At 61.1% G+C, this 23,903-nt stretch carries 18 protein-coding genes and 2 pseudogenes; 11 read left to right on the forward strand and 9 right to left on the reverse strand.

The genetic code is table 11. The annotated features are described in order from the left end of the window. Positions 1 to 2: 2 nt before the first annotated feature. From ACEN9G_RS23410 to ACEN9G_RS23420, 3 genes are all read right to left on the reverse strand, one after another. A complete protein-coding gene (locus tag ACEN9G_RS23410; protein ID WP_483127025.1) occupies positions 3 to 728 on the reverse strand; it encodes a SapC family protein in 726 nt (241 codons plus the stop codon). A gap of 14 nt (positions 729 to 742) precedes the next feature. Next, a complete protein-coding gene (locus ACEN9G_RS23415) occupies positions 743 to 2,302 on the reverse strand; it encodes a tryptophan halogenase family protein (protein ID WP_413340770.1) in 1,560 nt (519 codons plus the stop codon). A gap of 117 nt (positions 2,303 to 2,419) precedes the next feature. Beyond that, positions 2,420 to 5,488, reverse strand: a complete 3,069-nt coding sequence (locus tag ACEN9G_RS23420) for a TonB-dependent receptor (RefSeq protein WP_413340772.1) — start codon at positions 5,486 to 5,488, stop codon at positions 2,420 to 2,422. A 504-nt stretch (positions 5,489 to 5,992) separates the two neighbouring features. Between ACEN9G_RS23420 and ACEN9G_RS23425 the strand changes: the two genes are divergently transcribed. Together ACEN9G_RS23425 and ACEN9G_RS23430 are read left to right on the forward strand one after the other, a co-directional pair. Beyond that, a complete protein-coding gene (locus tag ACEN9G_RS23425; RefSeq protein ID WP_483127026.1) occupies positions 5,993 to 7,237 on the forward strand; it encodes an ROK family protein in 1,245 nt (414 codons plus the stop codon). 846 nt (positions 7,238 to 8,083) lie between these two features. Then, positions 8,084 to 8,303 (forward strand): annotated as a pseudogene (locus ACEN9G_RS23430) (transposase); the annotation flags it as partial. On the opposite strand, the gene ACEN9G_RS23435 reads toward ACEN9G_RS23430, so the two are convergent. Next, on the reverse strand, positions 8,290 to 9,297 hold the full coding sequence (locus tag ACEN9G_RS23435) for an IS481 family transposase (RefSeq protein ID WP_413339488.1): 1,008 nt from the start codon (positions 9,295 to 9,297) through the stop codon (positions 8,290 to 8,292). The pseudogene ACEN9G_RS23430 and the gene ACEN9G_RS23435 overlap by 14 nt on opposite strands. Before the next feature lie 377 nt (positions 9,298 to 9,674). On the opposite strand from ACEN9G_RS23435, the gene ACEN9G_RS23440 reads away from it, so the two are divergent. The 8 genes from ACEN9G_RS23440 to ACEN9G_RS23475 all read left to right on the forward strand — a co-directional run bounded on the left by ACEN9G_RS23440 (position 9,675) and on the right by ACEN9G_RS23475 (position 17,893). Further along, positions 9,675 to 10,724 carry a type VI secretion system Vgr family protein gene (locus ACEN9G_RS23440; RefSeq protein ID WP_413339486.1) on the forward strand — a complete coding sequence of 350 codons (1,050 nt, stop codon included), beginning with the start codon at positions 9,675 to 9,677 and terminating at the stop codon, positions 10,722 to 10,724. A gap of 57 nt (positions 10,725 to 10,781) precedes the next feature. Next, positions 10,782 to 12,452, forward strand: coding sequence for a DUF2345 domain-containing protein (locus tag ACEN9G_RS23445; protein ID WP_413339485.1), 1,671 nt, complete (start codon positions 10,782 to 10,784; stop codon positions 12,450 to 12,452). Between the two features lie 23 nt (positions 12,453 to 12,475). Further along, positions 12,476 to 14,146, forward strand: a complete 1,671-nt coding sequence (locus ACEN9G_RS23450; RefSeq protein WP_413339484.1) for an esterase/lipase family protein — start codon at positions 12,476 to 12,478, stop codon at positions 14,144 to 14,146. Beyond that, positions 14,143 to 15,543: a T6SS immunity protein Tli4 family protein gene (locus ACEN9G_RS23455; protein WP_413339483.1), complete on the forward strand. Its 1,401-nt coding sequence runs from the start codon at positions 14,143 to 14,145 to the stop codon at positions 15,541 to 15,543. The genes ACEN9G_RS23450 and ACEN9G_RS23455 overlap by 4 nt, the downstream gene beginning before the upstream one ends. Before the next feature lie 69 nt (positions 15,544 to 15,612). After that, the gene (locus ACEN9G_RS23460) at positions 15,613 to 15,879 is read left to right on the forward strand and encodes a PAAR domain-containing protein (RefSeq protein ID WP_413339481.1); all 267 of its coding nucleotides are present in this window, start codon (positions 15,613 to 15,615) and stop codon (positions 15,877 to 15,879) included. A 105-nt stretch (positions 15,880 to 15,984) separates the two neighbouring features. Continuing rightward, positions 15,985 to 17,142 carry a hypothetical protein gene (locus tag ACEN9G_RS23465; RefSeq protein WP_413339480.1) on the forward strand — a complete coding sequence of 386 codons (1,158 nt, stop codon included), beginning with the start codon at positions 15,985 to 15,987 and terminating at the stop codon, positions 17,140 to 17,142. A gap of 29 nt (positions 17,143 to 17,171) precedes the next feature. Then, on the forward strand, positions 17,172 to 17,639 hold the full coding sequence (locus ACEN9G_RS23470) for a hypothetical protein (RefSeq protein WP_413339478.1): 468 nt from the start codon (positions 17,172 to 17,174) through the stop codon (positions 17,637 to 17,639). A 29-nt stretch (positions 17,640 to 17,668) separates the two neighbouring features. After that, entirely contained in the window at positions 17,669 to 17,893 is a 225-nt protein-coding gene (locus ACEN9G_RS23475) for a hypothetical protein (RefSeq protein ID WP_413339477.1), read from the forward strand. Between the two features lie 531 nt (positions 17,894 to 18,424). Here ACEN9G_RS23475 and ACEN9G_RS23480 read toward each other — a convergent pair. Together ACEN9G_RS23480 and ACEN9G_RS23485 are read right to left on the reverse strand one after the other, a co-directional pair. Then, complete coding sequence (locus ACEN9G_RS23480; RefSeq protein ID WP_413339475.1) at positions 18,425 to 18,799, reverse strand: helix-turn-helix domain-containing protein; 375 nt, start codon at positions 18,797 to 18,799, stop codon at positions 18,425 to 18,427. Next, positions 18,789 to 19,073, reverse strand: a complete 285-nt coding sequence (locus tag ACEN9G_RS23485) for a type II toxin-antitoxin system HigB family toxin (RefSeq protein ID WP_483127027.1) — start codon at positions 19,071 to 19,073, stop codon at positions 18,789 to 18,791. Before ACEN9G_RS23485 ends, ACEN9G_RS23480 begins: the two co-directional genes overlap by 11 nt. Positions 19,074 to 19,481: 408 nt before the next feature. Between ACEN9G_RS23485 and ACEN9G_RS23490 the strand changes: the two genes are divergently transcribed. Beyond that, on the forward strand, positions 19,482 to 21,878 hold the full coding sequence (locus ACEN9G_RS23490; protein WP_483127028.1) for a TonB-dependent receptor: 2,397 nt from the start codon (positions 19,482 to 19,484) through the stop codon (positions 21,876 to 21,878). A gap of 12 nt (positions 21,879 to 21,890) precedes the next feature. On the opposite strand, the gene ACEN9G_RS23495 is transcribed toward ACEN9G_RS23490, so the two are convergent. The 3 genes and pseudogenes from ACEN9G_RS23495 to ACEN9G_RS23505 form a co-directional block, all read right to left on the reverse strand. Further along, positions 21,891 to 22,031 carry a hypothetical protein gene (locus ACEN9G_RS23495; RefSeq protein WP_413345219.1) on the reverse strand — a complete coding sequence of 47 codons (141 nt, stop codon included), beginning with the start codon at positions 22,029 to 22,031 and terminating at the stop codon, positions 21,891 to 21,893. A gap of 439 nt (positions 22,032 to 22,470) precedes the next feature. After that, positions 22,471 to 22,737, reverse strand: a complete 267-nt coding sequence (locus ACEN9G_RS23500; RefSeq protein WP_483127029.1) for a hypothetical protein — start codon at positions 22,735 to 22,737, stop codon at positions 22,471 to 22,473. Positions 22,738 to 22,993: 256 nt separating this feature from the next. Further along, positions 22,994 to 23,885 (reverse strand): annotated as a pseudogene (locus ACEN9G_RS23505) (hypothetical protein). Between the last annotated feature and the right edge of the window lie 18 nt (positions 23,886 to 23,903).

Here is a 23,903-nt window from a genome sequence, read left to right on the forward strand (position 1 = left end):
GTTTAGCCATCGACCGCAACGCGCTGGTTTTTGCGCTCGATGAGCTCGCGCAGCTGGACGAGCGATGCACCCATCTGATGGGCAGCCATCAGGTAGCCGTGCCGATGCAGGTGCGCAAGCGCCGCACCGTCGAGCGCAGCAAGCTTTTCCTCGTTGATCGCCGAAAAGCCAAGCAGCTGGTTGTGCGAGCCGTTGTTCAATTCGATGTCGAGCGTGAGCGGCTCGATCAGGTCATGGTCGAGCAGCGCGGCGACAAAGCCGGCGTTGCTCTGCAGCCCCTCGTGCAAAGCCAGCAGCAGGCTGTTGACTTGTTCCAGCAGCTCGCTCTGGCCGCCGTATTCGAGAAACAGCGGATAGCCGGTGGTCGTGCTCACTTTTGGATGATCGAGGTCGACATGCACCAGCAGACCGTCGCCATGCAGTCCCATCGAGAAGGGCTGGCGCGCCACGGCCATCGGCACGTACAGCGCATCCCAGGCATCGGCGCCGGCAAACAGGTTCTCGCCCTCCGCAAAACCGAACAGCGCCACCGGTTCGTAGCGCTGTTCGTTGCCGGTCTCGCGGAACACGATCGGATAGTGGGCCAGCACATTGCGAAACTCGGCCGGGAAGGTCGGGCAGATCGTCTCGCCGTCACCGAACCGGGTGCCGCGGCCAAGAATGATTTTCAGGTCTTTGTGTTCGACGTTGTTCAACAAAACACGGTGGGTCATTGCTTGCCTCTTCATTCAAATGTCATTGACTACCTGATCGGCATGCCGTGATGCACGATATGCCCGATCAGTTCGCGGTTGCCTGGCAGCCCCGCCAGCATCTTGCGGGTCATTGCGGCCGCCTGGCGGAAGTAGCCGTCGGCCAGATCGGCGTGCTCGCAGTGGCGGATCCGCCGGTCCACCTCCGGCACCAGCCCCATGCCGTACATCACGTATTGATAACTGGCGGCGGGAAACAGCTCTTCGATCCGATGCAGGTCGTAGCGCGACGGCGGCTGCGTGCGCCAGAGCGCGAGCAACTCGTTCAGGCGCGTGGGAATCGATGCCGCCGCCCGGTGATCGCGCCAGTACTGGCTGGCGTTGCGCCGGCTGAGCACATAATGCAGCTTGAGAAAATCGATCACCCGTTCCCAGCGGTAGGTGAAGGCATCGTTGAAGCGTTTGGCGACGATGTCCATCACGGCGCGGTTGGCCGGCATGCCGTCGCTGAGCATGGTGGCGGACAACTCCACCATCGCCAGTGCCGACGCCTCGAGCGGCTCGATGAATCCGGCCGACTGGCCGATGGCCACGCAGTTGCGATGCCAGAAATGGTCGCGGTAGCCGGGCTCGAAGCCGAGCTTGCGCGGCGCGGTGAGCATCGGTGCGCCACCGTCGCTGCGTTCGACGTAGGCCAGCAAGGCCTGCTCGGCCTGCGCGTCGCTGGTGTGGGCGCTCGAATACACATGGCCGATGCCGCGCCGGGTCGGCAAGCCGATATCCCAGATCCAGCCGGCTTCCTGCGCCGTCGATTGGGTCTGCGATGCGATCGGGCTGGCCGGCTCCGGATAGCCCAGCTGGACCACGCAAGCGCGGTCATTGAACAGGATATGCCCTTGCGGCAGCAGGGGCACGCCGTAATGCTTGCCCAGCAAGAGCGCTTGCGAGCCGCTGCAATCGATGAACAGATCGCCCTCGATGGCGCCGCCCAGCGCCGTCTGCACCGAGGCGATGTCGCCGTCATCGTGCGCATGGACCGCCACCACATGGTCCGCCACGTGGACCACGCCGAGTTTCTCGGTGCAGTGGCGGCGCAGGAACAGGCCGAACCTGGCGGCGTCGAGGTGGTAGCCATAGTTGGCCACGGCGGCGAACTCCAGCGTCGTCGCCTGCTTGGGCGCCCTGCCGGCGCGGCACAGGTGCGGCTGGACGCTGACCAGATCGGCAAACGGCACGGCGCCGTGTTGGCGCTGCCAGCTCGCGGCCAGATGGGTTTCGCCATAGCCGTAGGGGAGTTCGAACGGGTGGTAATACGCGTCGTCATCGCTGCCGTCGACCCAGCCGACGAACAGCGAGCCCTGTTTGAACGAGGCGTCACAGGCGCGGAAGAAATCGTTCTCGGACACGCCGATGCGGCGCAAGGTCTCACGCATGCTGGGCCAGGTTCCCTCGCCGACGCCCACCGGCGCCACGTCGGGCGATTCGATCAGGGTCACCTTCAAGGCCGGGCCGGCAGGGGTCTGATGCGCTGCCGCGACCAGCGCGGCGGTCAGCCAGCCGGCCGAGCCGCCACCGACGATCACGACCTTTTCCAGGGGTTGACTACGCACGCGAGTTCCATCCAGTAAGTAGTGTAGCGATTCAGTGTAGCAAGAAAAAAGCAGGCCATGGTCGTCACCACGGCCTGCTTCAGGACCTGCTCACTTATCAAGTGCCGACTTCAGCAATCAGAACGTGTAACGTGCGCCAACCATGTAACGTGGGCCGGTCTGGGTTGCGTTCAGGAAGTGGCTCTTGGTGCGGCCGTACTGACGTTGCGTCGAATTGGTCAGATTGATCCCTTCGAACAGCACGTTCAGGTTCTTGGTCACGGCATAGCCCACGCTCAGGTCGGTCTGGCCATACGAGGCGGTGTACACCGGATCCAGGTGTCCGCCGCCATCGGTCTTCGACGCCAGGAAGGAGTCACGCCAGTTGTAGGCGAGTCGTACCGTCCAACCGAAGTTTTCATAGATACCCACCAGGTTGGCCGAATTGCTCAGACCCAGGATTGCGAACTGATCGGTGGTTTGGTCGTTCTTGTATTTCAATGGCGAGGTCACGTAGGTGTAGTTCGCCTGAACGCCAAAGCCGGTCTCGCCGAACATATGCTGAACGGCCAATTCGGCGCCATGCAAGCTGGCCGGCTGCGAGTTCACGAAGCTGGAGGTCCTGAACTGCATCAGCGGGTCGCTCGGGATGCCCGTGATCACACCGGTGGCATTGCCAACGGAGTTCACACCGGTCTTCGTGACGCCAGGTTGGCCGTTGTAGTTGTTGAGAATGTAGTTACGGATGCAGTTGGTGTCCGCGACGGTGCAACCACCAGTCGCCAGGGCGGCTTTATAGTACCCGCCGCCGATCGGGGTATGGATGCCGTACTGGTTTTCCAGGACCTGGCTCTGGGCAGTGTAGTCAGTCAACTTCTTGTTGAACAGACCCAGCGAGGCGACGCTGTGCTGGGTGAAGTACCATTCGAAAGACAAGTCCAGGTTCTTCGACTTCACCGGTTTGAGGCTCGGATTACCCGTCGCAGCAGTGCCACCCAGATAGTAGTCGGAACCGGTGCCGATGTTCAGGCCGCCCTGCAGCTCGTTGTAACGGGCGCGGCTGATGGTGACGCCGGCGCCGGCGCGCACCTTGAAGTTCGAGGTCACGTCGAAGTCGGCATTCACGTTTGGCAACACGTTGCTATAGGAGCCATGCGTGTTCGAGTAGGCGGTACCGGCAAAGGTCAGCGGCAGCTCATTCTGCGAAATCCAGGTCACGCCCGTCGCCGGGAGCACCTGGGCCACCGAAGTGACCTTGGTTTTTTCGAAGTGCAGGCCGACCGAGGTGTGGACCGGAATGGCCAGCTCCCAGTCCTGGCTCAAGGCCACGTAGGCCGTCGTCGTTTTTTCCTCCAGACGCTGGTCGCTGTCGGTCGTGGCGAAATTCGGCAGGAAGCTTGCTTGCGTTTTCAGACCGTCGTTACTGACATAGCCAGGCTTGGTGGCGGCGGCGGCGGTTGCCGCGCGCAGTGCGCCGAAATCGGCCGTGTAGAAGTCCCTGAACATGCCGGCCGCGCCGTCGCCACCGAACTGGTCGAAGTAGCTGGCGGTGTCACTCTTCGAGAACAGGCTGGCGGGATAGTCGTTCTTGTTGGTCAAGCCCGACCATCCGTTGTTCTGCACGAGCGATGAGGTCGAGCGGTTTTTCACGTCGGTATAGCCCACACCGAAGTTCAGGTTCGACGCTTCGGCCACCTTCCACTCGCCGCTCAACTGCAACTGCTTGACGGTCGACTTGACGTAGGTGTTGGAGAACTGCGAACCGGTTGCCTGGATCGGCTCGGCGGCCACGTTGGTGCCGTCAATGCCCAGGATCGGCAGCTCGTGGGTGAAGTCAATCGAGGTTCTGCCGCGGCTGAAGCTGGCGTTGCTCAGCTGATTGCTGCTGCCCCATGGGCTGTCGGCTTTCGATTCGGCGCTCGACGAGTGGGCGTCGAGCGTGAACCTCAGGCCGGATTTCGGTTTCCAGACAGTGTTGAAGCCGACCGAATTCAGCGTGTTCTTGGTGGCATAGTCGGCTGAGATGACCGACATGTCCTGCGGCGTGTTGTACACTTCCGAGTAAGTCAAGGGCGCCTGGTTGCTGCCACCCGGCCAGGTGCTGGTCGAGGTCGGCGTCTGGGCGAACCAGACACTCATCTCGGCGCGGCGGGTGTGCAGCTTGTTCTGCGCGAAGGTGTAATCAAGCGTCGCGGTCAGTTCCTTGACCGGACGGAATTGCAGCACGGCCTGGCCATTCACACGCTCGCGCTCGAGACCGTTGACCTGGTAACCAAAGTTTTGTGGGCGCTCATACAGATCGTTCGGACCTGGACGGTTCGTTACGCTGCCGACGGGCGCACCGGGCTGCGGCAAGGTCGAGCCGTCAATCACATCCGAACCTTTGTAGGGGCCGATCCAGCCATTGGCGATCTGGGCACGATTCAAGCCCGAGTCGCGCTTCGAGTAGCTGGCGTTGCCGCCAAAGCCCCACATCCCATCTTTGCTGACGGTGCTGAAGATGCCGGAAACTTCAGGCGTAACGCGCTTACCCTTCAGCAAGTCGGGCAGGTTCTGGCTCGACTGGTCCACCACGCCCTTGACGCCAACGCTCGCCACGGTGCCCTTTTGGTCGAGAGGACGCGCGGTCATGATGTTGACCGTGGCGCCGATGCCGCCGGACGGATCCTGGGCGCGGCTGGTCTTGTAGACCTGCAGCTGCGAAATGGCATCCGACGCCAGGTTGTCGAAGGAGAACGAGCGGCCGTTCGCGTCGTTCAGGTCAGCCGTCGGCATTTGACGGCCATTCAACAGCACCAGGTTGAAGTCGGGGCCCATGCCGCGCACCGTGATCTTCTGGCCTTCGCCATTTTGACGGTCGATAGACACGCCGGTGATGCGCTGCAGCGACTCGGCCAGGTTCGTGTCCGGGAATTTACCGATGTCTTCAGCGACGATACCGTCGACGATACCATCGGAGTTCTTCTTCAGGTTCAGCGTCGACTGCATACTGGCCCGGATACCGGTCACCACGACGGTATTCGTCGCGACGCCCTGCACGGGCGTGGACCCCGTCTGGTCGGTCGGCGCGGCGATGCCGTTGGCGGCGCCCGTATCCTGCGCCTGGGCCGGCGCAACCAGGCCGGCACAGGCACTCGCAACGGCGAGGCTGATCAGGCGATGCCTGGTGTTCAGGTGATGGGAAAAAACCCTCTTGGTGTGTTGCACTGTGTCTCCTCTCGTCTCTCGAAAAAACGCCGGACCCGACGGGCGGCGGCGTCCGTACTGGTGGTGCTACAACCTGGCGGCCCGCATCGGGTCATTGCCGGCGGGGTCTGTTGTCCGCTGCGGCGGCTGCGGCAGCCGTCGCTTTGTTGCCTTATTTATCATTGATAGCGGACATCATTTCCCGTAGATTAATGACACTAAATATTTTGGTCAATCGATCAAACCAAATGTTTGCCTCAACAATGAGCGTCGGTGCACCACGGCGGGACACAGTTTTGATCGTGAAAGCGGGGATTACGTAACATACGTACATTGATGTCGGTACGTACGCGAGAAATCGATTTCATAATTAAATCAATCACTTCATCCAATACGATGAGGATGACCGGGCCGTGAAACTTTGCGTTGCGAGACGGAAAGATGTTGCAAATATGCAGTTTGCATGACCAACAAATTTTTCCAACCCGTTGCATAATCATCACAACCACTTGATTTTCTTAGCCCATGCAAGTTACCGGTGACCAGCAACTCCTCAAACAACTGAACCGCATGGCCGTCGTACGCCAGGTGAGCACCCAGCCCGGGCTGTCGCGCGCGGCGCTGGCCGACGTGCTGGGCCTGACCAAGGCCGGCATCAGCCTGCTCGTGCGCGCACTGGTCGACGAAGGCTGGCTCACCGAAAGCGAGCTGCTCGTGACGGGCGAAGTCGGCCGGCGTGCCACGCCGTTGCATCTCGATCCGTCGCGCCTGGCTCTGCTCGGCGCCGAACTGGGCGTGGACGAAGCCCGCGTCGTCGCGACGAACCTGCTGGGCGAAGTCCTCGACACGCGCATCCTCACGTACGAGGATCCGGGCGACCCCACGTCGTGCATCCGGCTGGCCGCGCTCGCGCTCGCGAAGCTGGCGAAACGGCTCGGGCGCCCCATTCTCGGCGTGGGCATCGGCCTGCACGGCGCCGTCGACGAGGCGCTGGGTCTGCTGCACCACGCGCCCCACCTCGGCTGGCGTGACGTGGACGTGGCCGGGATCGTCCAGGCCCACGCCAAGGGCTCGCCGCTGGACGGCCTGCCGCTGTACATGCAGAACGAGGCGAACGTCGCCGCGCTGGGCGAGTTCGAATTCGGCGACCAGGCCAGCACCGATCCCTTGATTTATCTGTCAATCGGCTATGGCGTGGGCGCCGGCGTGATCGTCAACGACCGCCTGCTGACCGGCCTGCACGGCTTTGCCGGCGAAGCGGGCCACGCGATCCTGCAGGCCGGCGGGCCGCTGTGCTCGTGTGGCAGGCGCGGCTGCGCCGATGCCCTGATCGGCCTAGGCGCGCTGCTAGGCGCCGAACTGCCCAGCCATCCCGCGCTGGACCGGCTGTTCCGCCGCGTGGTCGACGGCGACCCGGCCACCTGCGCCGCAGTGGACGCAGCCGGCCGCCAGCTCGGCGTCCTGCTCAACAACCTCTGGGCCAGCTTCGACCCGATGGCGATCGTCATCGGCGGACCGGCAGTGCGGCTGGGCGACACGCTGATCGAGCCGGCGCGGCGGGTGCTGGGCGAGTACGCGGATGCCGCGATGCTGACCGCGCCGGAAATCCGCACTTCGCGCTTCGGCGCGGACGTGGTCGCGGTAGGCGGCGCGGCGCTGGCGCGCCACCGGCTCACGCGCCCGCTCGACCTGCAGAGCATGGCGCGGCGGGCCGACAAAGCGGGGCGCCAGGCGCGGGTGGCGAATGGCGAACTCGGCCTGGCGCGCTAGATTAGGAAGGCCGATGCCTCCGCAATTACATACGGCTGTGCTGCGGGTACGCGGAACGATGATCAAGATGCTCGACCGGGCGGCAGCTTGCCCATCGCTGAGCCGTTTGGCCCCTAACTCCGTTCGCCGGCCGAACTCATGATGTGACAGACTGGACCAGTCGCGGTGGAGCATAGAATCGTGCTGAACAAGATGGCAGAGGTCGGCTCTCTAAGACTACAGACACTGATCGAGGTAGGGATTAGGTATGTATGCCTTGCCCGGACCTTACGTTTTACCGGCGCGATCCGATCGACCCTGCTCTGGTCTAGAGTAATAGTCGAGCCGTAATTGCTGCGTGAATGTCGCGTTGGCGGTGTCGAAGCAGGGATCGTAGACGCTTGCAGTTCAAGCCGCCAAGCAGCTTGCCAAGCAAGTCGCGAACGAAGCGCAGGCCGAAGCCACGCCTGGGGCTCTGCACCTCGAATGCGACGAACTCATGTGGTGCAAAGTGTGGTGCAGAGCTAACCCTTTGATTCCTAAGAGCGAAAACGGCCTGCAAAGCCGTCTAGACGGGTTCGACTCCCGTCCTCGCCTCCAGCATTCTGTCAGATCAGCGCATTGGCGCTGATCTACGTCAGCAATTCACGACGAATTAAGGCTTGCCGCATCGTGTAGTTGACGCCGGCGCATAGCAAACCTTCGACATTAGAAAATGTATTATCGAATGCATATCTTGCGCTGTGGGGCATTGCAGGTGCCTTCCGGACGACGTCAAACCACGCCCAGCCAGCGTGCGATTCACATGCTGATCGGCAAGGCAGCTGATGAAGGCAAAGTGTTGTCGGCCGATGTCGTGTGCGTCGCCTCTGGCGATACTCGAGAAGGCTTTTCCTAAATCGACGCACATCTGCGGATGAAGCCCAGCGCAACATCGAATTGATGTGGCTGATGCAGCGCTTGAGCCCCGACTTCATGGCGACAGCGAACTTCCGTCGCGATGTTTGCCGCCAGTTCGTTGTATTGTGCCGGCAGCTGGGTGGTCGCCATCGATGGCAGCAAGTTCAACGCCGTCAACAGCAGCGATGCTGGCGCCGCCATGGGTTGTCAAGACCCGGCTGGTTATAGACGCGTTTCCTGAATAATTCAGGGCGTTTTTCATTCCATTCCTTGAGTGCCTGAATGGGTGTTTTATGCTTGAGCGCTCGCTGCGGAATGCTGTGGTTGTAGATCTTGACGTAATTGCGCAGCGTCGATTCCAGTTCGGCAGCTGAGCCCAAACGGGTCTGGTTGACGATGTCGCTGATGCGGCCATTGAAGCGCTCCACCATGCCGTTGGTCTGCGGGTGGCGAGGTGGGATGAGGCGGTGCTCGATGTCGAACTGTTTGCACAGCCGATCGAACACGTGCGAACCGCTGGGCTCCTTCTTTTTGCCGCCGGCCGTGAAGCGGTCGGTGAACTGGCTGCCGTTGTCGGTCAGCAGTTTGACGATCTTGACCGGGCAGGCATGCTGGACCTTGGTGAGGAAATCGACACTGCTGCCGTCGGTTTGATCGGCATACAGTTCGACGAAAACCCAGCGCGTGGCGCGGTCGATGGCAGCAAACAGATAGCGCCTTGCCGTTTCGTCCGGCATCTGCGGCAGGTACTTGATGTCAATGTGCACGAAGCCCGGCTCGTAGTCCTTGAAGGTCTTCTTCGTAGCCGGGGCAGCGCCTTCCTGCTCGACCAGGTCGCGCAGGTCGGAGACGCCGTGGCGGCGCAGGCAGCGCCCGAGGCCGGCACGCGAGACTGCGGGATTGATGAACTCGCGTGTGACCGCCAGCAGGTCGTCCGTCGGTAGCAGGAGAGTCTTACGTAGCTCCACAACGATGAGCTCCTGTTCGGGAGACAGAGTTGTGTACATCTTGATGGGCGCGTGCGACTTGTCTTCCGAGGAATCCCGATCTTGCCATTTCCGGATGGTCTGGCGGGAGACGTTGCACAGCCTGGCCAATTTTGCTTGCGGCAGCCTTGAGTTCCTGATTTCCTCACGGATCAGGTGGGTGGTGCGAGCTTGGCTGTGCAGTACCTGGGCCATCGTGTCGCCAGTGAAAGATCGGATTGGAACGGTGTACGCAAAACGTTCCTGGCCTTGAAGAGCGGCCAGCTACGGATGGGTACATGATCCCACGAGTCTAGACATCTATGTTCCTGCTTGCCGGCTTTTACTACGCGACTCGGCCGGTCGCATAAGAACGTTTTCCCCATCCTCATTTGCTCGAAAACGGTTGCACCTGACTGGCCGTTGCCCGGTTCCGCCGGATCGTTTGCGTCTTGCGAACTGTGAATTTCCGAGAGAAATCCCCACATTCTGTTGTGATATCGTACGCCCGCGTGACGTAACAATCATTTCCGCTGCCACTGCAGCAGATCGTTTCCCAGTTATTGTCACTCAACAATTGTTTGCGGGAATATATGTTCGAGAGCCTCGACGGAACAGGTAGGTCGCTTTTCAACGAGTTGGGTAATTTAGTGTCGGGTTTGAGCGAAGCACATCGCCCCATCCGTCTGAGACTTGCCGGCCCGGAAAACGTTTTTGACGATGTTCTGCTCGTTAAAAAAGCAGATGGGCACGAACAGTTGTGCGGCGGCCTGGAATATCGGCTTTATTGCGTATCGTCGCACGCCACGTTACCTCTCAAAGATTTAATTGCCCTGCCGATCGAGCTGCAATTCGTCACCGATCGCGGACAATTGCGTTCCGTTTGCGGCATCGTGGCGGAAGCGGCGGCGGGGCAGAGTGATGGCGGACTTGCCACTTATCACCTCGTTGTTCGGGATTCACTGGCATTGATGGAGCAGCGGGTGAACACACGTGTTTTCCGCAATGTCAATGAGATCGATTTGTCCGCAGCCTTGATCAACGAATGGCGGGCGATGAATCCAGTGCTGGCAAGGGTGCTGGATATCGATTTTTCCGGCGTAGGCAACGCTTATCCCTCCCGTGAATTCACAATGCAGCACAACGAATCGGATGCTGCATTTTTACGCCGGTTGTGGAAACGGCGCGGTATTTCCTGGTTTATCCGCCCGGGTGCTGCAAGCGAAACCGGCACCGACCGGACGCCGGCGCACACGCTGGTCCTGTTCGATTCTCCGTACGTCCTCGGCCGCAATGAAGCGGGCGCAATCCGATTCGACAATGACCTCGCCACGCTGACGTCCGACAGCATTTATCACTGGAGCGCAACGCGAACGCTGAGGAGTGGCAGCGTCAGCCGGCAGAGCTGGGACTACAAGACAGGCGCATTGATGTCCGTCCAGGCACCGACCGTGATGCGCCTCGGCGAAGTCGGCACCCAGTTCGCCTTTAGCTTAGACGACTACCTCGTCGATCCCCCGCATGCGGGCGATGATGTTGCAGATTACAAGCGGCTCGGAGAACTGCGTATCCAGAGGCACGAATACGAATCAAAGTGTTTCCATGGCGAAGGCGGTGTGCGTGACTTGTGTGTCGGAGAGTAGTTCAGTCTGGATGGGCATCCTGAGATCGATTCGCATCCGGAAGACGAGCGCGAATTCGTGCTGACGGAATTATGGGTCAGCGCGGAAAATAATTTACCGACGACGGCCGATGAAGTTGTGCAGCGCCTGTTTGCCGTGAATGGCTGGGAAAACGGGCGTGCCGCGTCCGAACTTTTCGGTGCGAGTGAACGACGCGAGATGCGCTACACGAACCGGTTCTCGTGCGTGCGGCGCGGTATTCCCATCGTTCCTGCATTCGATCCGCGCACGGACCTGCCGCGCGTGACGTTGCAAAGTGCCGTCGTTGTCGGCCCCCCTGGCGAAGAGGTGCATTGCGATGCGATGGGCCGCGTCAAGCTGCGTTTTCTCGGAACGCGCGAACAAGACCACGGGTCCGGTCCCGGTGCCTCGAACAGCGATCGCGACTCGGCTTGGGTGCGTGTCGCCAGCTTTTGGGCGAGCGATAAATGGGGCAGCATGCATTTGCCGCGCGTCGGGGACGAGGTGCTGGTGGACTTCCTCGGCGGCGACCCGGACAAGCCGGTCGTCGTGGGCAGCATGTATGGCAGGCCCTTGCCGCCGGCCTTCAGTCACGTCGGGGAATTGCCCGGAAACCGCTTCCTTGCCGGCATCAAGAGCAAGGAAGTCAAGGGCATGCGCTACAACCAGCTACGGTTCGACGACACGCCCGGAGAGATCAGCAGCCAGCTCGCGAGCGAACATGGTCATAGCCAGCTGAACCTCGGATGGCTGACTCACCCGCGCCAGAACGGACACGGCGGCGCCCGCGGAGAGGGCGCCGAACTGCGTTCGGACGGCGCCGTATCCGTACGCGGTAAATCCGGCGTGTTCATCAGTGCGGACGGCCAGCGCAGTGCTGACGGCGCGTTGCTGCAGCGGGAGGCGCTGTTGGGGCTGACCGAGGTGCTCCAGAGCGTCCAGCAGCAACTGTCGCAGTTAGCTGAGACGCACCATGCGGATCCGACACCGGCCGCGAAGCTCAAGGACCTCGTCAAGCGGCTCAACGAATGGGAGGCCGGTACCAATGTCGACCCGGATGGTACCGGCGGCAGAATGCCGATGGTCGCCGTCAGCGCCCCGGCGGGCGTCGCCATCGGTAGCCAGGACAACGTACTGGTGGGCGCGCAAAGCCAGATTGACCTCATCAGTGTGGGCACGACCCAGGTGAGTACAGGCAGTACGTTCCTGGTGCGCGCAGCCCAGACCGTCAGCATGTTTGCTCACAAGCTCGGCATGAAACTGGTCGCCGCGTCCGGCAAGATGGAAATCCAGACCCACAAGGACGATATCGAAATCACGTCCGCGAAACGGATCGTCCTGAGTGCCGCCGACGAAATCGTGCTGCAGGCGCCGAAGGTACGCGTGGTCGCCAAGGGGGCGCAGGTCGACCTCGGCAATGACGAGATCGTGCACCAGTGCAGTGCGAACCACACGATCAAGTCTGCCAAATTCGCCCATGTGACCGGCGGTGGCGGCTCGGTCGCGGCGATGACGCTGCCGACCAGTGACATCAGGACCAACGAACGGATCGTCCTGTTCGACCAGCAGTCCGGCTTGCCGGTAGCACGCCGGAGCTACCGCGCCATCCTGTCCGACGGCCAGGAAATCTCAGGAAAGACCGACGCTGAGGGACGCACTGAACTGATGCGATCGACGTCCATGGGCGAAGTGCAGATCTTTATCGAGCCACATGGCGATGCGTCGTAATCAATCGAAATCAAACAACAGTCATGACAGAACCATTCCGCCGTCTCCCTGACCCGATTGTCGGCGATGACGGCATTCTCAAGGGCATGAGCGTACTCACGCCCGAGGCAATGACCACGATCGGTGGCATCGCTATTCCGTCAAGCAAGGTGATTCCCGTTATCGTCGTACCCGGTATCATGGGCAGCAACCTGCGCGCGACAACGAACAAAAAGCAGCCCCAGAATGGGGAATTGTCGGCGGGTAGCCCAGCGTGGCGACCGCCGAACGGGCTGACCGAGAAGGTGAAGGCTTTGCTGGTATGGAAGGACCGTAACCCAGCGCAACGTCAGCGCATACTGGACGGCGACACACTCGAAGTGGACGATTCTGGCCAGGTGACGCTGCCCGACGGCGCCGAGGGCATCACAATCGAGCACCTGCGCACACGCTGGTGGGGAGAGGTCCACGCGGACAGCTACGGCCCCTTGCTGGCTGCGTTGCAAACCAATCTGAACAGCACGTTTCTTCCGGGCGTCCCGAATAGGAAGCGCCAGCCGCGTCCTTATTGGGACAAGGTCATGAAGTACGATCGAGCCTCCTGGAATGCCGCCGATCTCGCCCCGTTGACCGAAGAGGAGTTGGAGAAATTCGCGCAGTACCAGTATCCGGTCTACGCGTGCGGATATAACTGGGTTCGTTCGAACGAATTCTCGGCCGAGCGGCTCAAGAACCGGGTCCTCGAGATTATCAAGTTCTGGGCCGACCGGAAGCACGAATGCAAGCAGGTCATCATCGTTACCCATTCGATGGGGGGCCTCGTCGGAAGGGCATGTGCCAAACTGATTCCCGACCAGATCCTCGGGGTCGTTCATGGCGTCATGCCTGCGCTCGGCGCACCACTGGCCTATCGCCGCATCGTCAGCGGAACGGAACAATCGGCGCCAGGTGCAGGCTGGAACGACCGTAATACGATGAAGGGTTTCGCGACCATTGCAGGCGACACGCCCGAAAAGACCACGCCGTCGATGGCTACAGCATGCGGGCCTCTCGAACTCCTCCCCAACCACCTCTACCCGTCGCCATGGCTGTTCGCATCTGTCAGAAAGCCGGACGGTACCATCGTAGACGTCGCCGCGCTCCAGCACAGCAACGTTTGCGACATGTACCGTGACTATGACGCGTGGTTCCGCCTGATCGATCCCAGTCTGGCGGATCCTGCTGGTAAATATCGCAAGATCAAGGACGGAGTAAAAGGTGCATGCGACAAGGCGGTGGCCCAGGCCGAGAAATTCCATACGAAGCTACTCGACACGTACTATCACCCGAATACTTATGCGTATTACGGCGCGGACGAGGATAAACCTTCATTTGGCAAGTTCCGCTGGGTAACCGACGAGCAACGCGCGCTGACCGATCCCGTCAAGAGCCTGCTCCCTGCCGGCAAACCGATGGTGGCGCTGCAAACCGAAAACCGGTTCATCCAAATGCCTGAGGTTTATAAACTGCCGGTATGGGAAATATTGTTCACGCCAGGCGACCAGGATACGTCCGGCGACGGTACCGTTTCGCAGCAGTCTGGCGACGGGCCACGTGGCAAAGTACGGCGCATTTTTCGCACCACTGGCTATGACCACCAGGGTAGTTATGCAAACAAGCACATGCTCAGTCTGACCCACCATCTGATCTGCAAGATCGTGCAGGAGGCTAAGTGAAGATCGGAAAGCGTACGCGGTACACGTTCATCGTCGTGGCAGGACTGTTTGTGGCAGTTCTTGTCGCCAGCAAGACGCCCCCGCAACGCCAGCAATCAAGGACGGCACAACAAATGATGCAACAAACGAAAACAGTATGTGTTGGCAGACTGATGGTTGACCTCCCGGCCGACGCGGAAGTCACCTTTACCGATGCGCGCGTCGACGGCGTCACGATCAGTGTGGAGGCGGGATACGACGCACAAAAGGCGGCTGCCGCGATCGCCGAGCGCGTCTCGGCGTTGGGGGGCGAGACGAACGAGCTTGGAAGACCATCATTGGAAAAGCGCGAGGTCGTCGACGGGGTCAACCTGCAGGCGACGCTCTTGTATTCAGGTCGTGAAAAAGCCGTCACGAGGATGCGGAACGGGCAGCCCGTGACCGGCGACGAGGGCATTACCGTCGAAGCGTTTGCGCTGAAGGATGACCTTCTCTATCGCTTCAAAGGGCAATCCCTGGCCTCGCCGAAGTATGAGCAGGTCGTGCACGACCTCGTAAAGAACTTCGCCTCGAGGACTGCAGGCTCCATGCCGGCAGAGCCAGGATTTTGTACAGAGAATGGCATCATCCACAGCACGACGCCTCCGGAACCTGACGAAGGCGTCACGATGTTCGCGACCCTCAAGGGGCATCCGGATATCGCAATCCGGTTGGACACGGCGGTGCTGGACAAGCCCCAGGAGTCCTTGTTGGCACGCCATGCGAAGAACGATACGGCAATGGAGTTCGCCAGCAGCATCAAGTACCTGGGCAAACAGGCGCGCACTCTGAACGGCATACCGGGCTCCGAAGTGCTCGTGCGCGTGAAGGAGTCGAACGGCACCAGTGCCCACTCGTTCATGTGGGAAAGCCCGGGCAAGGGCATGGATGTACTTGCACCCAACATCACGCTCGAGCTCGAGACAGGCAAGGGGAATCCAGGCAATCCTGTCAATTCGAGCCTGTCGGATGAAGCCGCTCTACAGCTCTGGCAGGCGATCTCGACGAGTTTGCGACTCCGTCCAACGTCAACCGTTAACAAAGTCGGCAACACCGCTCACGTGCCGGCAGTGCCACTTGGGGAACTCGTCGCCACAGGGAAGGTTTGTCCGCAGACCGGATATTGGCAATGTAGTGAACATGCTACGGTCGAAGGCGCTCAGCCGCAATTCTTCAGGCAGGGAGATTTGATGCCTCCTGCGACGTTGCGAGGGGCTCCAAGCCTTTGGCAGAAATTGAGCGGCAATGTGCGAACGCACGAGGTGGCAACAGTCTGGACCCTGATTGCGTACCAAATGAAACCTGATGGTAAGCCGACAGACGACAATCGTGCACAGCAACGGCCAAAGGCGTCCGGCCCAGACGACAGCCTCACTTAGCACTCCACTGCCGGTCAAAGCACCCGAGGGTATGGTGCGTAAATTCAGTTCGACAAATCTATACTGCTCATGCCTAACGTAATCCGACTCGGCGATTCAACCAGCCACGGTGGTAAGGTGGTGAAAGTAACCGCAGAGCACTATACCATCGGCGGTATTCCGGTCGCCCGGGTGGGCGATTTATGTTCATGTCCAAAGCCGGGACATGACAACTGTACGGTCGTAGAAGGCAATCCTGATCACCTCATCGATGGGATTCAAGTCGCTTACGACGGACATAAGACGAGTTGCGGAGCTGCTCTGATTTCGACCCAGGCAACGTTCACCGCTGGTTAGCATATGCGCACAAGCGCTTATAGAGTCTCTACGAGCAACCATATCGGAGGTAGCAGTGCACCCGGCTGCCGCGAGACGTTGAATCCGGTGTGCACAGGAGCCGCCATGAACCGATTTTCCACCTGCTCCTTGAGCCTGTTGATCGCGTGTGGCCATGCGCAAGGCGGGCAACTTACGCGCTCCGGCAGCATTCCGCTCGGCGATCTCACGGCGTCGTCCGACATCAACAACATCGCCATCTCGCCGGACGGCACACAGGCCTGCGTCGTCACCTCGTACGTGAAGGAGCCTGGCGCGGCCGTCTATAGTACCGTCACGCTGGTGGACCTGGTACGGAAAAAAGCAGGTTGGACCCGGCAGATGCCTCCTCCCGACGCGACGGCCAATGTGTACGCCGTGGCGTGCCGGTTCCACGGCAACAACGTGTATGTGCTGGCGAACGCCGACACCGCACACGCGATGGCGAACAACGTGGGCCGCGTCTACGTGGTCAAGTACAGCAGGAGTGGCGACGAACTCAAGCGCGCTGCGATTCCGGTGTCTACCGAAAGCCGGGTTGCCATCGATATGCTGGCGCATGATGGCAAGTTGGACGTCATCGGCTTTGGCAAGGATACGGACGCGAACAACGAGTATTACGGCATGTTCGTCACGGCCGTAGACGAATCGCTGGAGTTCCATACGCGCATGATGAAAGACGGCAGCTATACGCAATTCGCCGCCGTGCGGGCCATCGGGAGCCAATGGTACATCGGCGGCGACTTCTACCCGAAAATCGTTCCGAAGAACGACCTCGCCATCTATTACGCCAACTCAAAAATTAAACTGGGCGGCGGGTATCTGTGGAGCGTGCGTCCGCAGCATAAGGTGGTCACAGCCTCGGACAACATCGCGACCGCGATCGATTATCAGGCGACGACGTACTCGCTCTCGCAGTCACGCGGGACGTCTTCGCTGATCGCGGTCGATGCAGGCGGCACGATCACTCCCGCGGTTACGTATAAAAGCGCGTTCTGCAAGGTGGAAGCCTTCACGCCTGCGGGGCAGGGCCTGCTGGCGATCCGCCAGTCCTGTGCAGGTTCGGGCGGCAAGCGGGGATTGGTGTGGATCGATCCCGCCACGGGTGCCGAAACGACGCTCGACGTGCTGGGGAATACGCCGAAATTTATCGTGTCGGACAGCCGGAACTGGTACGGCGTGGGCCAGCTCGGGCGTAGGCTGGAGTTTGTATTCGGCCCGGTCACCGCGTGCAAGACCCGCTAGCGCGCCTCATCACCCTATCGAGACCAACCATGCTGAAGACACTCATTCGAGTTGCCTGCCTGCTTGCTGCTTGCGGGGCGCACGCGTCCACCGCCGCAGACCTGCATTTCGCGGAGAAGCTCGGCGGCATCAGCCACGACCTGCGCATCGCAAACCTGAAGGCTGATACGCGCGGCGTCCCATCGTTTGACTACACCTACCATCAGCAGGGCCTAGGCTGCGGCTTTACCTTGGCCGGCAAAGCAGTCGCTGGCTACGACGATGCCAGCGGCAAGGTTGAGCTCGAAGTCTACAATCCGCAAGGCGGCGACGGCAAAGAGATACCCCCCATTCTGGCTTTCCACGATGGCGAGGCCAACTTCACGGTCGCGCGCAAGGATATGCTGACGCCGAAATGGATCACGTTCGACTCCATGCTCTATGGTGCCGCACGCGCCAGACACTGCGACAGGAAGGCAGATCGCGTCGAGGTCATGTTCATGCATGCCGTTCGCTGATGTTCCATGGCCATGATGGAATTCAATCGATGAACCTGACGCTATTCCAGGGTTTTCTGGCGGCGCTTGCCGACAGCAGTTTTTCTGCCGCGTTTTATCTTGCTGCGGGCTATCAGCTCATCGTGCTCGGGGTGGGGTGCTTCCCGGAAGGGAGGCGGGCGAGGTGGTATGCGTTGGCTGCGGCCGTGTCGCATCTTCTCTTGCCCATGTTGCTCCTTGTTGGCTTCTATTACGCGACTCGGCCGGTCGCATGAGAAAGGCTTTCGCCTGCTTTTGCACGACATGTTCTAACGAACTCATGCGGTGCAAAGTGCGGTGCAGAGCTAACTCCTTGATTCCAGAAGGCCAAAACGGCCTGCAAAGCCGTCTAAACGGGTCCGACTCCCGTCCTCGCCTCCAAATAATAAACATGCTGCGCTGATTTTATGTAAGTTTCATTTGAAGAATGCGCCTATTAGTCAAATTTAATTTGACATCGACCGAGCTGTAGTTAGAGTCGCATTTTGGCGGCCTAGCAGGCCGTTGCGGATGGGCTCACATGAGCCCTGTAGCCGTGCAAAACGGTGCTTCAGTCCTGTTTAGTCCGCTTCACCATGGATTCACCCCTGTTGAGGTTGATCTGCACCTCAATCGCGAACCGTCACGGAACCGTGCGAGAACAGGACGTTCCTACGCAACGCAAGACAGGCACACCTACCATAGGATGGGGCCGAAGCACCCCGGCTTTCGTGGAGGGCCGAACTGTTTAAGTCACAACACGTCGAGATCGATCTGGCGACAGTGAGTCAAACAGCAGCAGCGCTTTTGGGCGGTTGGATAAGAGCCTCGGCTGGGATACCAAGTCCTTTATGCAGCCGCCAGATCATCGGAAGCGTCAAAGGACGAGTCCGGTTCAGCACCTCGTACACCCTGTTGGACCGGCCAATCATCGGCTCGAGATCCTTGACGGTAAGGCCCTTCTGATCCATCTGGAATTTGATGGCTTCGATCGGGTCTGCGGCTTCCATCGGGAAGTGTTTTGCCTCGTAGGCTTCGACCAGTGTCGCAAGCACATCCAGACGATCGCCTTCCGGCGTTCCGAACTCGGCAGTCATGAGCGATTCCACTTCGCGCAGCGCTGCCTGGTAGTCTGCTTCGGTACGAATAGGCTTAATGTCCATGATGTCCCTCGATAGTTTGTGCATCGATGGCGTCGTACTGCTTGTGCGTGCCGACGAACTTGACGAAAACGATCCCGTACGGATAGTTGATGGACTTGACCAGGCGATACTTGTTGCCAGCGATATTGAAGACCACGCGTCCGTCTTTCAGGATGCTCGCAGTACCAAAATCGGCTTTGACGTCCGCCGGGGATTGCCACTTGGCCTTGAGGACATGGCCATGCCAGTTAAGAAGTGGCTCCTTAGAGTCGGCATACTCCGGTCGTTCGTACAAGGTCCGAAGGGTAGGTAGGGACAGGATTCGCACACCTCCATGATAGTCCCAATTTGGGACTTCAGCAAGGAGGGAAGGCGAACTTCGTGTGGCGTAAAGTGGCTACGTGTCTAAACGTGCTCCATGGAAATTGTTTTAATAGCACAATATTATCGATCTCGGCTCGTTCGACTTTCCACGAATCGAAGCGCCAGGAACTGTTCGAGTTCCACGACATCCTGGATACCGCCCCGGAACCGGTTTTCGACCAGGTTACCTGCCTGGCGACGCGCCTCCTTCCTGAGAAAAACATGCAGCAAAGCGCTTGATTGGCCTTGCCAAGGTTTGCCGTTGTGATCAGGATATCGCATTGATCGAATGGTTCACGGGGCAATAATGAAATCGAGTCAGCGGAATTTGCGTCGGGGGATGAACCGGCATGCCGTCAGGCTTGCACTGACCACGACCGTTGCGGCAGCGGGCGTGCCGCAGGCCTGTCGCGCGCAGGATGCCATGCCGGTGGTCACGGTCACCGCGCAGAGCCGCAGCCAGGACATCCAGAACGTGCCGATCGCCGTGCAGACGCTGGCCGGCAGTGCGCTCAGGGATGTCGGCGTGGTCAACCTGGCCGACATGGACGCGTTCGTCCCCGGCTTGTCGGTCGAGCCGCTGCAATCCACCCGTCCGATCATTTTCCTGCGTGGCGTCGGTACCGAGGATTACGGCATCGGCACGGACTCGCCGGTCGGCATCTTCACCGACTCCGTGTATGTCGGCAAGACCGGTGGATCGCTGCTGAACTTCAATGACGTCAAGCGGATCGAAGTGCTGAAAGGTCCGCAAGGCACGCTGTTCGGACGCAATGCGGCAGCCGGTGTCATCTCCATTGTCACCAACGATCCCGTCGAGCGGACCGAAGCGAGTGGACTGGTCCGGGTCGGCACGCGTGGGGCGGTCCATACCGAACTGCTCTACAACACCCCGCTGGCCGAGGGACTGGCGCTGCGCATCTCGGCGGTCGACCAGCGCGACAACGGCTGGGTCCGCAACACCTTCAATGGTCAGCGCATGGGCGACGATGGCGAGCGCGGCCTGCGCGCCACCGTGCGCTGGCGGCGCGACGACACCGACGCCATCCTCGGCTGGGAACACGGGGTGATGCGTGTGTCCGGCCCGCCGGTGTTTTCCCTCACGGGCGGGAAGATCGACTTTGGCGGGCCCGCGGCGTGGGTCGATCCGCGCAGGCAGCCGCTGGCCAACGACGCCGGGCCCAATGCGCAGGCGCGCACCTTCGACGGCCTCACGCTGCGTGTGACGACGCCGCTGCGCCATGCGACATTGAGCAGCATCACCGCCTACCGCCACTTCAACACGCAGAACTGGCAGGACAACGACGGGTCGATGAATCCGGCGGCGTATATCGGCATCGGCAACGTCGAATCGAACTCGACCTGGCAGCAGGAATTCAAGTTGAGCGGACAGAACGGCGCGCTCGACTGGGTGGGCGGCGTCAGTGCCTATCGCGAGCGCGCCACCCAGACGCAGCACGTGGACTTGACGACGCTGTCGCTGGACACGCTGATTCGCCATGCCGCCGGCAGCGCGCCCTATGCCACGCTGACTGGCCTGGCCCAGGGCATCGGCCGTGCCACCGGCAACGCGGCGCTGCAAGGGCTGAGCCTGGCCGGCCTGCCGTGGCGCGAGAGCATCCACGACAAGGGCGAATACCGCGCCTATGCCGTGTATGGCGACCTGCTCTGGCATGTGAGCCCGGTCACCAACCTGACGGTCGGCGGCCGTTTCACGCACGACGACAAGCGCTTCAGCTGGTATAACCCGCCACGTATCGCAAGCGAGCTCGACGCTCGCCTCGCCGTCATGCAGCAAGCACAGCTGTTTCCGGCCGCGGTCGCCCTGAAACTGCTGACCCCGCAACAGGCGGCATCGCTGCAGGCCGTGGTGGCACGCAACGTCGAGTTCAACAACACCGTATCGAGCACCAGCCCGTTCCCGGCATCGAGGAGCTGGAATAACTTCAGCCCGCGCATCGTGCTGGACCGCCACCTGACGCGGGACCACATGGTGTACGGCTCGTGGAGCAAGGGCTATCTGGCCGGCGGTTTCGATGCCCTCGGCGTGAATGGCTATTACGACGAGGAACTGGTGACGAATACGGAGATCGGCATCAAGGGGCGGGTGCGTGCGCTGGGCCTGTCCTACGAGGCGTCGATCTTCCATTACGACTTCACCAATCTGCAAAGCCTGACCCTGGTGGCGGCCAATGCCGGCGCCGGCGTGCCCAGCTACCAGGTCGTCAACAGCGACCAGCGCGCGACGGGCGCCGAGCTGAGCGCGCAGTGGACGCTCAACCGGATCTGGCGCCTGAACGGCGCGCTGGCCTACATCGACCAGACTTATGCGCATTACGTGTCGCCGTCCGGTGTCCGGCTGGACGGCCAGCCGGCCGGCGCGCCGCGCCTGAGCGCCAGTGCCGGCGCCACTGCGCGCTGGGCGCTGTGGACCGGGACGGCGGACTTCAACGTGATGCTCGGCTACATCGGTGAACGGCGCTGCAATGCTGACACGCGGGCGCAGGGAACGTGCAACCCCGACGGCAGCGTCGATACCGGGGCGGCGCGCGAGAAAGTCGACGTGCGCCTCGGCTGGACGGCGCCGTCCGGCAACTGGGACGTGGGCGCGGTCGTGACGAACCTCACCAACCGGCAAACCATCGCGATCAGCACGCTCGGTTCGGTCGTCGGCTCGCCTTACAGCTATGTGAGCAAGCCGCGTGCGATCGCGCTCGAACTGCGTGGACGGCTGTAAGCAGGCTCAACCTCACTCCAGCTCGCGCCACAGTAGCAGCAGAACCGGTCCGTAAAACAGCACGGCAGTCAGTGCAATCAGGCACATGCCTAACAGTACGGACCGGTTGATTCTCCACAGGGGGATCGGCGGGTTGTTCGCGGACGAGTTCATGAGGGTCTCCTGGGCAACAGACTGCTGTTCGCGCTTTGTTTTGCCGGAAAACCAGCAATGTCCATGCCAAGGAAAAAATACGCTTTGGTTTCAATGGCTTGGAATAGCACCGCCGCCAGACTCATCCTCAACTGTAAAAATTACCGAAGTGTTGCTGACTTTTCATGCCGCTGGCGCGGGCGCAACATCTGGTGACCGGTACCAAGCAAGAACAGCACGAACACGCAGGCCAGCGCCAGCCTGACGGACGGCGAGTCCGTGCCATGGCCGATTAGCGCCGACGTTCGAGGGGGGATGAGGCATGAATGCCCGGCTTGCGGATGCCGACGACCTCGGCGATGTCTGCATAGCTGAATCCGTTGTAACCGCCGGCGGCGATCAGGGAACGTGCGCAGGCCAGGATATCGTCGGCAAAGGCGGTCGTGCGATGCGGCGGCGGTTACTGGTCCAGGCTCGCCAGCGCCCAGCACTGCGTCCACGAAAAAATGGCGTGCCGCTGCTCGTTGTCGACGGCGCCCGTGAGGATCTCGGTCAGGTAATGGGCGACGTTCGTACGCAGGTGATTCGGAAGGCATGCCACCGTCGCGATGGATGACTCGATGTCCGGATGCACGCTCGACATCATGATCTGCACGACGACCTCCGCATGCTCGGTCCAGCCGGCACCGTCGACGTAGTTCATGAGCGCGACAGCGCTGTCTGGCATGTTCATCTGGTTTCTCATGATCGACGTATCCGGGCTCGAATGGTGAAGTCACCCAGAGTACCGCAGTCGCGTGACAGACAGGGATGAAATCTGGAACGAGCGGGCAGATTCGTGGCAGCCGTTGCAACGATACGTGGTGCAACTGGTACAGTCGGCGCCGCGCATCCCCGCTCGCCGCCCGTTTCGTGCCTGTCCGACAGCAGTGCATCGCCCGGCAGGGACCTGTGCGAGGCGCTGCGGCAGCACGGCGGGACGACTACGCCACGTTGTTCCCGGCGACGTCGCGCTGCGCCACACCCGCCACGGCCTGCACGACGAGCGCCACCACGACGTTGACGGCCAGCGCCAGCAACCCGCTGTACAGGGTCACGCCGGCATCGCCCAGGTGCAGCGTGTGCACCGGCTTGATGCCGTCGCCGAACGCGATCCACGTGCCGTCCACGTTGCCGACGGCCCAGCCGCACAGCAGCGCGGTGCTGCCGAAGCGGCGCGAGAACAGGCCGTCCAGTGCGAACTTTGTCGGCAGGAACAGGATGCAGACCAGCGCGCCGACCTTGACGACCAGCGACGCCATCTTCGCCACCTTCGCCTCGCCGGCCGGGCCGACGTGCGGATTCACGTACGGCTTCCAGAAATTGCGCGTGAAGCGATTGGCGGCGCCGATCGACATCACGGCCGCCGGCACCAGCGCGCCGAACAGCGCGGGGACGACGTCGTTGTTGCTCGCCACCTTCAGGTGCGCCGCGTGCGCCATGTAGCCGAGCAGCGCGATCAGGCCGAGCAGGATCGTGTAGGCCGGCAGGAAGATGGCGTTCCTGCGGATCGTGTCGGCGCTCTTCGCGGCGAAGATGCCCGTGCATGATGACGAAGACGATCGTGCAGGGCAGCGCGAAGAAGCCGTAGGCGCCCACCGCGTAGACGAGGGCCGGCACGGCGATCACGGCGTAGGCGGTATAGAAATCGCCGCCGACGAGGAACCACGTGATCCACGTGCCGAAGTTGCGCCCGCCCAGGCCCCATTCGTCGAGGTGCTCGCCCTTGCCCGCGCCGCCCGTTTGCCAGCGCGACGCCATGAAGCCATTCACCGTGACGAGGACGAAGAAGCCGATGAAGACCCACAGGGCGGTCCAGTTGATCGTCGACGTCATCGCTGGTCTCCCTTCTTT

Source organism: Massilia sp. Masssp94, from assembly GCF_059491305.1.

Excerpts from the sequence above, each read along its gene's own strand:
- ACEN9G_RS23410 (WP_483127025.1), bottom strand. The coding sequence starts at position 728 with ATGAAGAGGCAAGCAATGACCCACCGTGTTTTGTTGAACAACGTCGAA.
- ACEN9G_RS23425 (WP_483127026.1), top strand. The coding sequence starts at position 5,993 with ATGCAAGTTACCGGTGACCAGCAACTCCTCAAACAACTGAACCGCATG.
- ACEN9G_RS23435 (WP_413339488.1), bottom strand. The coding sequence starts at position 9,297 with ATGGCCCAGGTACTGCACAGCCAAGCTCGCACCACCCACCTGATCCGT.
- ACEN9G_RS23440 (WP_413339486.1), top strand. The coding sequence starts at position 9,675 with ATGTTCGAGAGCCTCGACGGAACAGGTAGGTCGCTTTTCAACGAGTTG.
- ACEN9G_RS23450 (WP_413339484.1), top strand. The coding sequence starts at position 12,476 with ATGACAGAACCATTCCGCCGTCTCCCTGACCCGATTGTCGGCGATGAC.
- ACEN9G_RS23460 (WP_413339481.1), top strand. The coding sequence starts at position 15,613 with ATGCCTAACGTAATCCGACTCGGCGATTCAACCAGCCACGGTGGTAAG.
- ACEN9G_RS23465 (WP_413339480.1), top strand. The coding sequence starts at position 15,985 with ATGAACCGATTTTCCACCTGCTCCTTGAGCCTGTTGATCGCGTGTGGC.
- ACEN9G_RS23470 (WP_413339478.1), top strand. The coding sequence starts at position 17,172 with ATGCTGAAGACACTCATTCGAGTTGCCTGCCTGCTTGCTGCTTGCGGG.
- ACEN9G_RS23475 (WP_413339477.1), top strand. The coding sequence starts at position 17,669 with ATGAACCTGACGCTATTCCAGGGTTTTCTGGCGGCGCTTGCCGACAGC.
- ACEN9G_RS23480 (WP_413339475.1), bottom strand. The coding sequence starts at position 18,799 with ATGGACATTAAGCCTATTCGTACCGAAGCAGACTACCAGGCAGCGCTG.
- ACEN9G_RS23490 (WP_483127028.1), top strand. The coding sequence starts at position 19,482 with ATGAACCGGCATGCCGTCAGGCTTGCACTGACCACGACCGTTGCGGCA.
- ACEN9G_RS23495 (WP_413345219.1), bottom strand. The coding sequence starts at position 22,031 with ATGAACTCGTCCGCGAACAACCCGCCGATCCCCCTGTGGAGAATCAAC.
- ACEN9G_RS23500 (WP_483127029.1), bottom strand. The coding sequence starts at position 22,737 with ATGCCAGACAGCGCTGTCGCGCTCATGAACTACGTCGACGGTGCCGGC.